Raw genomic sequence first — 12,002 nt, 5'->3', positions numbered from 1 at the left:
GCGGGGTGAGCAGGGAAGCGCAGCGCACTACCCCGTTGCCTCTCCCTGTTCACCTCCACCCTTCGGAGTGAGCAGGCAGCAGGCAAAGGCGCTGGCAGGCCGAACACCAGCCAACAAGCTGCCCCCCCTCTTCGCGCAGCTCGCTCAGGCGCCGGGCACAGTGACAGACATAGCCATGCTGGCGCGCCGGATTACCGTATACCAGAGCATGAGGAGGCACATCGTGCGTGACCACAGAACCAGCGCCCACAAGGGCAAACTCACCAATGGTTACCCCACAGACTACCACCGTCCGCGCCCCCAGCGAAGCCCCAGAACGTACCACCGTGGGCGTGACCTGCCAGTCCTGGACTCCCTTCAGACGCCCATCGGGCGTGATCGCTCGCGGTAGCAGGTCGTTTGTAAAGCAGACGTGCGGGCCAACAAAGACCCCGTCCTCGATGGTCACGCCCTCAAAGACCGAAACATAGTTTTGAATCTTGACCCGCGCCCCGATCCGTACCCGCGCATCAATATAGACCCCTCGCCCTAGAATGCACTCTTCACCAATCACGGCCCCTTCACGCACCTGGGCCAGGCCCCAGATGCGCGTTCCCGCGCCGATCTGCGCCTCCGGCGAGACCTCCGCCGTCGGGTGAATAAAGATGCCCTTCTCACTCGTGTGCTCCATGACTGCGCTCCTCTCGGGATACCATCTCTTGAGCTGCCGCCCGCACTTCTTCAGGGAAGAGCAGACGCTGTCGGAGCAACCGACAGCGCGCTCAGGCCGTCATGAGCAGGCCGATTGCAATACCCAACAGTCCCCCCACCAGAACCTGTACAGGGGTATGGCCAATCAGTTCACGCAGACGCTGCTCTCCAATGGGATGGCCCTTAAAGGCTTCCTCCAGCATCTGATTCAACATCCGGGCCTGGATACTGACAGCACGCCTTACGCCCGCCGCATCGTACATGACGACGCCTGCCAGCACAATACTGATGGCGAAACTGGTCGAGGAGAGGCCCGCCAGACGGCCTACTGCCGTTGCCAGTCCCATGACCAGGGCTGAGTGGGCACTGGGCATTCCTCCCGCTGAGACTAGCCGGCGCAGGTTCAGTCGCCGCTGGGTAACAACCTCGATGAGGGTCTTGCTCACCTGGGCCAGGGCCCAGGCCAGTAAGGCTGCCAACAAGGCACGATTCTCTAGCAACGATGCCATCGACACCTGCAACTATTCGCGCCTTGCCTTCTACTCGATCTCGCCCGAGAGCTGGCTCAGCTCCAGCGGCTGCGCCACCGGCAGACCCTCGCCATCTACCGTCAGCTGTCGGACGCGCAGCTCCGCTCGCTGTAAGAGGTCGTCGCAGTAATGCACCAGACGCATACCAAGCTCGAACTGCTCAATAGCTTTTGCTAGAGGAAGTTGTCCATTTTGCAGAGTGAGCACTGCCTCCTCTAGCTGTTGAAATGCCTCTTCAAAAGTCAACTCGTCCATTGTGGATACCATTTTGCCAGTTCTCCAAGGAAAACCAATGACGAAGACAGAATCAGTCTCGTTACCAGCCAAGCGAACAGCATCGAAACGTTGGCCACTGACTGCATGCAGGCCGTTGACCTTGAGGGAGCTGATAGCCAGAGAGAGCAGCAAGGGAACGCAGATCCCCTCAAGTCAGGTCATGCGGCAGGGACGACTCACTTAGGGGAGCACCTGAACGGTCACGGAGCCATTTGCGAGCTGGAGCAGCAGGCGATCTCCCGGATGGACCTGCTCGACAGCGGTCACCAGGGCCTGGTCTTCGGCGCGTCGCACAATGGCATAGCCCCGCGCGAGCGTCTCCAGCGGAGAGAGCGTTTCCAGATGACGGGTGATTCCGCGGAGGCGTTCGCGTTGCAGCGTGAGCAGCGTCTGCATGCTGACAAGCAAGCGCTCACTCAGGTCATCCAGCTGCTGGCGTCGTTGATCCAATTGGCCGCGAGGGCTAGCGCGCCGGAGGTCGCGCTCCAGACGCAACAAGCGCTCACGCTGCTCGGCCAGATACGTTAGCATAGACCCCTGCAAGCGCTGCTGCCACTCAAGCAAGTCCTGGCGCCAACGAGCCACGTCGGGCACAGCGATGGTCGCAGCGGCAGTCGGCGTTGAAGCCCGATAGTCGGCCACCAGGTCAGCGATGGTCACATCGGTTTCATGGCCGACGCCGCTAATGACGGGAATGCGTGAGCGAGCGATGGCACGCGCCACCAGCTCGTCGTTGAAGGCCCACAGCTCTTCACGCGAGCCGCCGCCCCGCGCTACAATGATCACTTCCGCTTCTCCATGCTCATTCAAGAGATCAAGAGCGGCGGCGATCGAAGCTGGCGCCTCCTCTCCCTGGACCAGAGCCGGCGCGATCAGGACCTCCGCCAGCGGATAGCGTGTGCGGAGCACGCGCAGCATGTCGCGGAGGGCTGCCGCTTGCAGCGAGGTCACTACACCAATTACTGCTGGCGCTGAAGGGAGCGGACGCTTGCGCGCCTCGGCAAAGAGACCCTCGGCAGCCAGCCGCTCCTTGAGTTGCTCAAAGCGGCGATAGAGAGCGCCCTCGCCTAGAGGCTCGACATACTCGACATAGAGTTGTAGTCGACCATGCTGCTCATAGAACGAGACATAGCCGGCGGCCAACACTGCCATGCCATTGCGCAGCTCAGGCAAACCAGCCCGCTGGCGAGCATGCTTGAAAAAGACGCACAACAGCTGGGCAGTTTCGTCTTTCAAGGTGAAATAGCAGTGGCCTGAAGCAAGATGAACCTTATAATCAGAGATTTCTCCCTGCACCCAGAGACTGTGCAGCAGCTCATCCTGCTCCAGCAATTTCTTCAGGTAATGAACCGCCTCGGAGACCGTCAGCGGCGGCTCGTTGAGTGTCGCCAGCATCAGCGCCCTCCTGATCCTCGCCCTGACTAGGCTTCGCCAGCGCTATCGATCACCATCAGCGGCTGGCCATACTCAACTGGCTGCCCTTCTTCTACCAGGATCTCAGCGACGCGGCCCGCTACTGGCGACTCGACCTCATTGATGACATTGAGCGCCTCGACGGTGGCCACCAGCTGGCCTACCTTCACCTGATCACCCACCTGGACGGCGGGACGCTGCTCCTTGGGCCTGGCCCAGCGGTGGAAGATCCCGACCCAGGGAGAGACAATCGTGTGGCGAGTCTCGGCGGCAGTCGCCGGCTGCTCCTCTGCCGCCACCTCCACTTCATCAATCAGTTCTGCAGTCGCCAGTCCATCGGCGCTGCTGAGGCGGGCCTTGCGCAGCGCCAGGCGCAGGCCCGCTGTCGGCGCGCGTAGCTCTAGCTCGCTCACATCGCTCGAGTCGAGCAGCTGCACCAGACGCTTAATCTGCTCAACTGTTAGCTCTTCACTACTATAGGAACCGTTTTCCAGAGCAGAGCGGTTGCCCCCCCGGCGCGATCCCTTGGTCTCCATCGTTCTGGTCCTCCTCTGCGCTGGTAGGCTATGCGCGCTCAACGTACTCACCCGTGGTGGTATTGATGCGGATCAGGTCCCCAATGTTGACAAAGAGCGGCACCTGCACCACCAGACCCGTCTCTGTCGTAGCAGGCTTCGACCCACCAGTCGCGGTATCGCCCTTGACGCCCGGCTCCGTATAGGTGACCCGGAGCACGACTTTTTCAGGCAGCTCCACCGAGATCGGCTGGCCTTCGTACATGATGATATCCAGCTCCATATTATCGGTCAGATAGAGCTGGGCATCGCCAAGCTGATCCTCAGTCAGGACAATATCCTCATAGGTGGTCGTATCCATAAAATGGTACTGATCGCCATCCCGGTACTGGTACATCACATGCACCCGATCCAGGAAGACGCGCCTGAATTTCTCGCCGGCGTCAAAGGTTCGCTCAACGATGGCGCCCGTGCGCAGATTGCGCAGCTTGAGACGAACTGTGGCACCACCGCGGCCAAGTTTAATATGCTGCCAGTCGAGAATGGTATAGAGCTGTCCATCTAGCTCTATAGAAAGGCCCTTTTTTAGGTCGCCAGTCGAAATCATCGCCACACACTCCCTATTGCGGAATGATCAGATCGAGCGGTGAGTGCGTCAGCACCTCCGCCCCATCTTCCAACACCAGCACACTATCCTCAATGCGCAAGCCGCTCCAGCCTGGGATATAGACCCCCGGTTCTACGGTCACCACAGCCCCAGCAGGTAAGAGGGCCTCCTCGGGCGCCCGCTGAGATAACAAGGGATCTTCGTGGACCTCCAGGCCAACGCCGTGACCGGTACTGTGGATGTAGTAGTCAGCGAGGCCATAGCGCGCCAGCACATTGCGCGCCAGGGCGTCGGCCTGACGTCCGGCGAGGCCCGCCCGCAGACCCTGCTCACAGGTACGCATGGCCTCTAGCACGGCCTGGTAGAGGGTACGCATCCGCTCCTCGCGCGGTTCCCCCAGACAGACGGTGCGCGTCATATCGGCACAATAGCCCTGGTAGCGCGCCCCCATATCGATCGTAATCAGCTCACCGGCCTCGATAGGGCGCTCGCTGGCCCGCGCATGGGGCATAGAACCATGAGGACCAGCAGCCACGATCGGCTCAAAGGCTGGCCCATCCGCCCCCAAGGCGATCATGGTCCGAATAATCTCCCATTGTACTTCTCGCTCGGTTAGCCCGGGACGCAGCCAGCTGCGCAGATGGGCAAAGGTCTCATCAGTGATCGCCGCAGCCTTCCGCAGCCGTTCAAGCTCCTGCGCAGATTTGACCTGACGGAGACGGTCGACGATCGTGCTCTCCAGTGGCTGCAAGCTGTAGCACCCCTCCCCAGCTCGACAGAGTCGGGCATAAGAGCTGTAGCTGAGGGCCCCCGCTTCGAAGCCAAGGCGCTGCCAACCATACTGACGCGCCTGAGCCGCGACCGCTTCGGCAAAGTCGCGCCGCTCCGGCACCAGCACTTGACAGCCCGCCGCCTCCTTCTCTGCCACCTCACGGCAGAGGGCGGTCGTAATGAGTAGACACAGCTCCTGAGCGATGAGTAGCCAGGCCGCCTCGGGGTCACTCTCCAGCCAGCCGCTGAGATATGAGCGATTGTACGGCTGCGTAATCAAACAGGCATCGAGTCCCTGCTCGCGCAGCCATGCACGAACAGCAGCGACGCTCTCTTCTTTCATGCATTCTCCTCTTTTGCGCGAAAATCTTCCTCGCTCAGCATAGCGAGCAAGGCGCGCAGGGCCAGCTCGTAGCCATGCCAGCCGAGACCTGAGATCTGGCCTCGGCAGACCGCTGCTGTCACCGACTGATGGCGGAACGGCTCCCGCGCATAAATATTGCTCAGATGGACCTCGATGACCGGCGCTGCGAGGGCAGCCAGAGCATCGCGGAGAGCCAGTGAGTAGTGAGTCAAGGCCCCTGGGTTAATGATTACTCCGGCAGCCTGCTCGCCATGTTCTTGGAGAAAATCGATGAGCGCCCCCTCGTGATTCGACTGAAAATCGCGCAGTGTGACCCCGTGCTCGGCGGCCAGGTGGCGCAAGCGCTCGATAATCCAGGGCAAGGTGACCGTGCCATAGATAGCCGGTTCCCGTTTTCCCAAGCGATTCAGGTTTGGCCCATTGACCACCAGGATCGTGCGTGTCATGCTTCTTCCTGCCTCACCCTGGCGCGGGTGGTGCTCTCGCCTCCAAAGAGGGCGTGCACTAGCTTGCTGACCAGCCCATCTGGTAACGTTGTCTGGAAGACCTCGCCGATCCGGCGGGGCATGATCCAGCGCACCTGCTTCTGAGCCACTTTCTTATCAAGCTGAATGGCCGCCAGCAAAGCTTCGGCCTGTGGCTTTCCCTGATAGGTGGTAGGCAGGCCCAAGGCTGCCAGTAACGCTCGCTGGCGCTCAGCCTCCTCACGTGCCAGAAGGCCAGCCTGGCAAGCCAGTTCAGCCGCGGCCACCATACCCAGCGCTACCGCTTCCCCATGCAGCCATTCGCCATAGCCGCTCACATTTTCCAGGGCATGACCTAGCGTATGCCCGTAGTTGAGGATCGCCCTCCGCCCCTGCTCGCGTTCATCCTCCTCAATTACTGCGGCCTTGAGGGCAATGCAGCGCGCAATGATCTGCGCCAACAGAGAGGCTGGGGGCAAAGAGAAGTCGCGCAGCGCTGCTGCATGGGTTTCTAGCAAAGTAAAGAGTTCTGCGTCGAGTATCATACCATACTTGACAACCTCTGCCCAGCCCTCAGTGCGCTCGCGTAGAGGCAGCGTCAGCAGCGTTGCTGGATCGGCCAACACCAGGCGAGGCTGATAGAAGGCGCCAATCAGGTTTTTGCCACGCGGGTGGTTGATTCCTGTTTTACCGCCAATAGCCGCATCAACCTGGGCCAGTAACGAGGTCGGCAGCTGGACCAGGGGGACGCCGCGGAGATAGGTAGCGGCGGCAAAGCCAACCAGGTCGCCAACGACGCCCCCGCCGAGGGCCAGCAGGGCCTCTCGCCGCTCTGCTCGCTGCTCGATGAGCCAGTCGTAGATGGCGCTGAGCTGCTGCAGCGACTTGCTGGCTTCGCCCGCAGGGAGGACATAGCTGCTGACGCTCCAACCCGCTTGTTGCAGTGTTCGCAGCAAAGGCGGTCCGTAGAGATCATAAACATGCTGGTCGCTGAGGAGAAAAACGCGCCGCGGTAGCTCCAGGCGCGCCAGATACGCTGGTAGGCGTCCTAGCCCACCCCAATCGACGACCGCCAGATAGCCCTCGCCGGCGCGAATCTGGCGCTCCAGCGGCGCCTCTCCTTCCAGCACCCCCAGAGCAATGAGGGCCGCCACAACGGCGCGTACGACCTGCTCGGCGCTTTTTCCGTCGGTCGAGCAGCTGGCCTCTGCCTCCTCATAGAGTGCCTGCCGCTCGGCCTGCAAGCGACGCAGGGCTGCTAGTGGATCATCTCCAGCCAGCAGCGGACGCACTTCGGGAGAAAAGCCCTCTCTCCGGGCCGCCGCGTCTTGCTGGCGCAGCCGTTCAAGAGCCGTCTCTGGCTCAACGCTCAGGAAAATCCTTACTCCCCGCTCAGCCATGAGCCGGCGATTGTCAGCCTCCAGGACAATCCCTCCACCAGTAGCAACAATGGCCCCCGCGCAGGCAGCTGCTTCTTGCAAGGCTTGTTTTTCACGGGACCGGAAAGCGCTCTCGCCCTCCTCTGCAAAGATGGTGGCAATGCGCTTTCCACAGCTTTGCTCTACCAGCAGATCGGTATCAATGAAGGGCCTTCCCAGGCGCTCCGCCAGCAGGCGCCCAACAGTTGTCTTGCCACTCCCAGATAGCCCAATCAAGAAGACGTTACGCATGCGCATTATTCTACCATGAGCCTGGCGGTCAGCCCAGTAGCTGCCGCGGCTCCTTCCTCCCTCCTCTTATACTCCTTCTCACCTGGCTCAGTACAGCTCTTCGTTGTGCACTGGCGTATTCAGGACTGCTAGCAGGCTGAAGGTCGAGGTATCAACTATCTGCAGATAGTTGTCCTGCTCCTGCGCCAGACCCTGACGCACAAAAGCCTGGATGCGGTTATCGTAGAGCCTAAAGGTGGACTGGAAACGAAAGGCGTATTGTTCAAGACGCCCCGTCTGGCGATTGAGTACCAGGATGTCATCTCCAGGCACACAGCTGGCCTCGGACCCACAGTGCGTATGATCAGTGAAAGAGCCGATCAGGACCTGCCGACTCTGATCCCAGCTCGCTACGGTATATTGGTGGGTCACTTGCCCCTGACGATCGAGGGCGATGAAGGTGCTCTGAGCCTGTAGGGGATTATAGAGCATAATGCCCTCCGCAGCACCACCAAAGTGGCCGGTGTAGAGAATCGCCCCACTCCCCCACTGGCTGTAGTTCTGGCGTGCCTGAAGCTCCAGGTTGGGCTTCAGGATCAAGAGCTGAGCCTCGCCAGCAATGGGATCATAGAGTAAGAGTTGAGCCTGACCCACCCCACAAAAGTCTCCACTGTAGACTTGCCAGTTGCCCTCGAGGTCGGTCACAGCCTGATTATGGGCTACCTGCAAGCGGGCATCAAAACTGATCAGGCGTCCCTGGCCATTCAGGCGATCGTAGAGGAAAAGACCGTCCTGCTGTGCGCTTACAAAGCTTCCGACATAGATCTCCCACGAGTCTTGCGAGAGCAGATAGCGCTGGAGATGCTTGATTCCAAACTTACTCGTGAAGTCGACCAGGAGCACGTTGGGCATCAACTGGGACTGACTGCTTTGGGCGCCGCCAAGGTCCTTGCCTCCACCATCGCTGGGATTCAAGCTCAAAGCCAAACCATTCGGCATGGCCAGAGGTCCCGCCTGGCCAGACGCCAGGGTCCGGGTGATGGTTCCCGCAGTAGGCGAGGGCGTCACGCCAGCCGTAGCCGTGGGCCTGACCGTCGGACTGGGCGTCACTGTCGGCTTCGGCGTCGGACTGGGCGTCGCTGTCGGCTTCGGCGTCGGACTGGGCGTCGCTGTCGGACTGGGCGTCGCTGTCGGCTTCGGCGTCGGACTAGGTGTCGCTGTCGGCTTCGCTGTCGGACTGGGCGTCGCTGTCGGCTTCGGCGTCGGACTAGGTGTCGCTGTCGGCTTCGCTGTCGGACTGGGCGTCACTGTCGGCTTCGGCGTCGGACTGGGCGTCGCTGTCGGCTTCGGCGTCGGACTGGGTGTCGCTGTCGGCTTCGGCGTGGAAGAAGGCGTAGGTGTCTTTGTCGGTACCAGGCTGGGTACAGGCGAGACGCCTGGCCCGCCGGGCACAGTTGGGAAAGGAGTGGGTGTCAGGCTTGGCGTTGGAATGGTCGGGGCCGGCGTGTTGGCAAAGCGATTGTAGAGCAGCAAGCCCGTTGTCTGACCATCGAAGCGACCTGTGTACACTTCCCACCCAGGTCCCCAACCAGTGAGCGTAATATGCTGGCTGATTTGCAGATCAGGGCCAAGGCTCAAAATCTGTATTTTGCCTGAAGAGCGGCTATAGAGTAGTATCTGAGCGTGTCCGAGGCCAGCAAAATCGCCGATACGAATATCGAGATCGGAGCCCCAACCATGCGGTCCGACCTGGCCATCAGCCAGGGTCACCAACCGTGCTCCGGCAATCGTGCCAGAGGAGGTTGCAGGCGAATCGGGATAGGGCCAAAGGCGTCCCCCTGGGCGCCTGCTGAGCTGCTCGGCATCCAGCAGTTGCAGAACCTTCAACGTGCCCTGCTGGCGGTTATAGAGCAAGAGAGCACTTTGACCGTCCCCCGTGAAGTCGGCGTCAAATTTCTGCTCTGAGGACGTGGGGGGCAGACCAAGGGCCAGACGCGCTGAGGTCAGCGTAGCCGGATCACGCTGCTGCTGCTGATTGGCAGCCATCACCTCCGCCAGAGCCTCGCTGTCGACGCCTGGTAGACGGGCAAAGAGCTGCAGGTCTATCTGGCCCGGGAAATAGATGAAGCGAAGCTGACCATGCTGATAGCGTGGCTGATTGATGACTGAGACCTGATAACCAAAGCCAAGGTGCACAGGGGTAGGGTCGCCGTAATTCTGATAAGTTACATTGAAGGTATCGCCATCGGGGCTGACCCAGGTAACAAAAGCCACGTGGCCAGCAGAGCTGTAGGCCCAGACGCCGTCAGCGACGGGGAAGACAGCAATAGAGCCGACGCGGGGCTGCGTTCCCACAGCCAGGCCAGCTCGCTGAGCGGCGCTGATCCAATCTGCCGCATTGCCCCAATTGAGGGGCAGATCGTAATGCAGCCAGTGCCACTGTTCCCAGGCCCACCACACACAGTTTCCACCTCGTGGGAAGGGACCAGGGCAGAGAGCAAAAGGATTGCCATCGGCGCTGAAGCTGAGCTGATCACAGCTGGAATCGAGCGTTGGAGCGGTATACCCTAAGCCCTGGGCATTGGCCTGAAGCAGGTTCACTAATGAGAGCGGCTGCGAGAGCAGCAGACAGAGAACAGCAACGAGGAGAGCAGCGAGGAAACGGCGTCGCTTTGTGCGCCCAATGGGTCCACGTCTGTCATCGCCTTGCAGGAGCCTCCGCAGGAGGGCCAAAGGATGCATCTGGTCTCTTCCTCCCTAAAATAAGACCTGTATGCAGCCACGGCTGGCCGATTTGCCTGAAAACACGCTCGCGGTCTTTCTGCCATTCTGCGATTTCCTGGAGAGTATATCATTGTGAGTTCATGCGCGCAAGGTGGCCTGCCTGCCTTGTCGGTTCCTTTCCTCCTTCGGCCAGAGCACTCGCCACGAGCCAGTACCGCCGCAGTCGCTTTCCAGTTCTATTGTACCCTTTCCCCTCGATGGACAGGGCTTGCCCCGAGCATGCGGTTGGTAACTCAGCTAACCAGCAGGGCAGATAGCAAGCTAGCGCTCTCTCCTTTTCCCGCTCCGGCCAAAAAAGGGCTTGACAGGGTGTGGAAGCAATGCTATCATAGGAGCGTCCCGAAAGAAGAGTAAGGCATGGGCAATTAGCTCAGTCCGGTTAGAGCGCTGCCTTGACATGGCAGAGGTCACAGGTTCGAGTCCTGTATTGCCCACTCTGCGAGGCAACCCTGCACAAGCAGGGTTGCCTCTCTCTTTCCTCTTGAACGAGAAGAACAGGGAAAAGATCCTAGCGAGGAGGCCGGGGGAAAGGGGGAAACATGATGGCCCTCGCTTTTCACTCCGTACCCTCTCTACTTCTTCAGCACAGGGATCTCAGTGATGCCCTCATCGCGTGTGCGATGACGCCCGGCGCTTTCCTTAATTCCTCCTTCGGGATAGACCAGGCGCGCCTCATGTTCGGGGAGAAGCGAGGCCACTTCTTTTAAGACGGCGTCGAGGAACTCCTCTTCGGGCACCGTGCGTACAACCTGCCCTTTGCGGAAAATGACCCCTTTGCCGCGTCCGCCGGCCAGGCCGACATCGGCATCCCGCGCTTCACCCGGCCCATTCACGACACAGCCCATCACCGCCACATGAATGGGAGTCTGTACCTTGGCCAGGCGGCGCTCCACTTCATTGGCGACTTCGATAACATCGATCTCGACGCGCCCACAAGAAGGACAGGAAACAAAGGTCACGCCCCGGTTGCGCAGCTCCAGTGAGCGCAGGATCTCATACGCCACAGGAATCTCTTGCTCTGGTTCAGCGCTCAAGCTGACGCGAATAGTATCGCCGATCCCCTCAGCCAGCAAGATGCCCAGACCAACCGCCGACTTCACCGCTCCTGGCACCAAGGTCCCAGCTTCGGTGATCCCTAAATGAAGCGGATAGTCGGAGCGCTGCGAGAAGCGTCGATAGGCTTCAATAGCCGTCAATGGCGCAGAGGACTTCAGCGAGACCTTGATTTCGTGGAAGTCCAGCTCCTCGCACCAGCCAATGTACTCCAGGGCCTTATTTACCATGCGCTCGGCCAGCTGCTCACGCTCACGACGCCGCTCTTCAGCCGGATCGCTGCGCTCCACCACGCCATCGGCGCGGCGACGAATCTGGATGCGCTGCATCTGGGCCTGCTTGTCCAATGCATCAATGGAGCCGGAATTGACCCCGATGCGCATCGCCACACCGCGCTCCTTGCAAGCCTTGACGATCTCCTCCAGCGCCTTGCGCCCATGAATCAAGTTGCCAGGATTAATGCGCACACAATCGACCCCCTGGCGAATAGCCTCCAGGGCAAGCTGATGATTATAATGAATATCGGCGATCAGCGGGATGTGGATACGCTTCTTGATTTCGCCCAGAGCAAGAGCATCTTCCATCTCTGGCACGGCCACGCGCACCAACTCGCAGCCTACCTCTTCGAGGCGCATGATCTGGGCCACGGTGCTCTCAACATCGCGGGTGTAGGTGGTGCACATCGACTGCACCGCAATGGGCGCATCACCACCAATAAGCACATCTCCGACATGAATCTGTCGTGTCTTTCTTCGCATAAGCACTCCATAAACCCGATCCATCTATCGTAACAGCAGCGTCTTGCCGGCAAGGGCGCTGCTGAGCAGGAGTCCACGACTCAATGAGCGGGGCCGAATCCTAGCTGCCAGCCACAGGGCCTGATGGT

Annotated in this window: 11 protein-coding genes and 1 tRNA gene; 1 reads left to right on the top strand and 11 read right to left on the bottom strand. The window is 60.3% G+C overall.

The window, feature by feature from the left end; translation table 11 throughout:
• Positions 1-49 precede the first annotated feature (49 nt).
• The 10 genes from N688_RS07055 to N688_RS23735 all read right to left on the bottom strand — a co-directional run bounded on the left by N688_RS07055 (position 50) and on the right by N688_RS23735 (position 10,021).
• A complete protein-coding gene (locus tag N688_RS07055; protein WP_052888623.1) occupies positions 50-670 on the bottom strand; it encodes an acyltransferase in 621 nt (206 codons plus the stop codon).
• Between the two features lie 91 nt (positions 671-761).
• The gene (locus N688_RS07050) at positions 762-1,199 is read right to left on the bottom strand and encodes a divergent PAP2 family protein (protein ID WP_052888622.1); all 438 of its coding nucleotides are present in this window, start codon (positions 1,197-1,199) and stop codon (positions 762-764) included.
• A 30-nt stretch (positions 1,200-1,229) separates the two neighbouring features.
• Positions 1,230-1,487 carry an exodeoxyribonuclease VII small subunit gene (xseB, locus tag N688_RS22250; RefSeq protein WP_202901856.1) on the bottom strand — a complete coding sequence of 86 codons (258 nt, stop codon included), beginning with the start codon at positions 1,485-1,487 and terminating at the stop codon, positions 1,230-1,232.
• Positions 1,488-1,676: 189 nt separating this feature from the next.
• Positions 1,677-2,891 carry an exodeoxyribonuclease VII large subunit gene (gene xseA, locus N688_RS07040; protein WP_052888620.1) on the bottom strand — a complete coding sequence of 405 codons (1,215 nt, stop codon included), beginning with the start codon at positions 2,889-2,891 and terminating at the stop codon, positions 1,677-1,679.
• A gap of 26 nt (positions 2,892-2,917) precedes the next feature.
• On the bottom strand, positions 2,918-3,445 hold the full coding sequence (locus tag N688_RS07035) for an acetyl-CoA carboxylase biotin carboxyl carrier protein (RefSeq protein WP_052888619.1): 528 nt from the start codon (positions 3,443-3,445) through the stop codon (positions 2,918-2,920).
• Positions 3,446-3,473: 28 nt separating this feature from the next.
• The gene (gene efp, locus N688_RS07030; RefSeq protein WP_052888618.1) at positions 3,474-4,031 is read right to left on the bottom strand and encodes an elongation factor P; all 558 of its coding nucleotides are present in this window, start codon (positions 4,029-4,031) and stop codon (positions 3,474-3,476) included.
• 13 nt (positions 4,032-4,044) lie between these two features.
• On the bottom strand, positions 4,045-5,145 hold the full coding sequence (locus tag N688_RS07025) for a M24 family metallopeptidase (RefSeq protein ID WP_052888617.1): 1,101 nt from the start codon (positions 5,143-5,145) through the stop codon (positions 4,045-4,047).
• Complete coding sequence (aroQ, locus tag N688_RS07020; RefSeq protein WP_052888616.1) at positions 5,142-5,612, bottom strand: type II 3-dehydroquinate dehydratase; 471 nt, start codon at positions 5,610-5,612, stop codon at positions 5,142-5,144. The genes N688_RS07025 and aroQ overlap by 4 nt, the downstream gene beginning before the upstream one ends.
• Positions 5,609-7,300, bottom strand: coding sequence for a 3-dehydroquinate synthase (aroB, locus tag N688_RS07015; protein WP_052888615.1), 1,692 nt, complete (start codon positions 7,298-7,300; stop codon positions 5,609-5,611). The genes aroQ and aroB overlap by 4 nt, the downstream gene beginning before the upstream one ends.
• Positions 7,301-7,387: 87 nt before the next feature.
• Positions 7,388-10,021, bottom strand: coding sequence for a CHAP domain-containing protein (locus N688_RS23735; RefSeq protein WP_052888614.1), 2,634 nt, complete (start codon positions 10,019-10,021; stop codon positions 7,388-7,390).
• A gap of 401 nt (positions 10,022-10,422) precedes the next feature.
• On the opposite strand from N688_RS23735, the gene N688_RS07005 reads away from it, so the two are divergent.
• A tRNA-Val gene (locus N688_RS07005) sits at positions 10,423-10,497 on the top strand.
• 138 nt (positions 10,498-10,635) lie between these two features.
• Here N688_RS07005 and ispG read toward each other — a convergent pair.
• Positions 10,636-11,874: a flavodoxin-dependent (E)-4-hydroxy-3-methylbut-2-enyl-diphosphate synthase gene (gene ispG / locus N688_RS07000; protein WP_052888613.1), complete on the bottom strand. Its 1,239-nt coding sequence runs from the start codon at positions 11,872-11,874 to the stop codon at positions 10,636-10,638.
• Positions 11,875-12,002 lie beyond the last annotated feature (128 nt).

The sequence above is a fragment of the Thermogemmatispora carboxidivorans genome, assembly GCF_000702505.1.
In the GTDB taxonomy this organism is placed as follows: domain Bacteria; phylum Chloroflexota; class Ktedonobacteria; order Ktedonobacterales; family Ktedonobacteraceae; genus Thermogemmatispora; species Thermogemmatispora carboxidivorans.
This window is presented reverse-complemented; position numbering and strand designations above follow the sequence as displayed.

Excerpts from the sequence above, each read along its gene's own strand:
- N688_RS07055 (WP_052888623.1), bottom strand. The coding sequence starts at position 670 with ATGGAGCACACGAGTGAGAAGGGCATCTTTATTCACCCGACGGCGGAG.
- N688_RS07050 (WP_052888622.1), bottom strand. The coding sequence starts at position 1,199 with ATGGCATCGTTGCTAGAGAATCGTGCCTTGTTGGCAGCCTTACTGGCC.
- xseB (WP_202901856.1), bottom strand. The coding sequence starts at position 1,487 with ATGGTATCCACAATGGACGAGTTGACTTTTGAAGAGGCATTTCAACAG.
- xseA (WP_052888620.1), bottom strand. The coding sequence starts at position 2,891 with ATGCTGGCGACACTCAACGAGCCGCCGCTGACGGTCTCCGAGGCGGTT.
- N688_RS07035 (WP_052888619.1), bottom strand. The coding sequence starts at position 3,445 with ATGGAGACCAAGGGATCGCGCCGGGGGGGCAACCGCTCTGCTCTGGAA.
- efp (WP_052888618.1), bottom strand. The coding sequence starts at position 4,031 with ATGATTTCGACTGGCGACCTAAAAAAGGGCCTTTCTATAGAGCTAGAT.
- N688_RS07025 (WP_052888617.1), bottom strand. The coding sequence starts at position 5,145 with ATGAAAGAAGAGAGCGTCGCTGCTGTTCGTGCATGGCTGCGCGAGCAG.
- aroQ (WP_052888616.1), bottom strand. The coding sequence starts at position 5,612 with ATGACACGCACGATCCTGGTGGTCAATGGGCCAAACCTGAATCGCTTG.
- aroB (WP_052888615.1), bottom strand. The coding sequence starts at position 7,300 with ATGCGTAACGTCTTCTTGATTGGGCTATCTGGGAGTGGCAAGACAACT.
- N688_RS23735 (WP_052888614.1), bottom strand. The coding sequence starts at position 10,021 with ATGCATCCTTTGGCCCTCCTGCGGAGGCTCCTGCAAGGCGATGACAGA.
- ispG (WP_052888613.1), bottom strand. The coding sequence starts at position 11,874 with ATGCGAAGAAAGACACGACAGATTCATGTCGGAGATGTGCTTATTGGT.